A 278-nucleotide genomic window follows, 5' to 3' on the forward strand; every position below is an offset into this window, starting at 1 on the left:
TTTTCAAATGAAAATCCAATGAGTCATTTTTAAGAGTTTCTCTTAAAAATGGTTCAGCAGCGAGCGATTCGAGGACGTGAGTGGAGGAATCCCGGAGCGCACTTTTCAGTGCGTGAGGAGATGACGACACGAGCAGACGAAGAAGCGCGAAGCTGATCAACCATTTTTTGGTTAAGTTAGAAAGGGCGCACGGTGGATGCCTTGGCACTAGGAGCCGATGAAGGACGGTACTAACACCGATATGCTTCGGGGAGCTGTAAGTAAGCTGTGATCCGAAG

The 278-nt window shown here is 48.2% G+C and carries 1 rRNA gene; it reads left to right on the forward strand.

Annotated elements, in window-relative coordinates:
• Positions 1-169: 169 nt before the first annotated feature.
• Positions 170-278 (forward strand): 23S ribosomal RNA (locus tag ACQCT8_RS19035); the annotation flags it as partial.

The sequence above is a fragment of the Jeotgalibacillus proteolyticus genome (assembly GCF_050107735.1).
GTDB lineage: Bacteria > Bacillota > Bacilli > Bacillales > Jeotgalibacillaceae > Jeotgalibacillus > Jeotgalibacillus proteolyticus_A.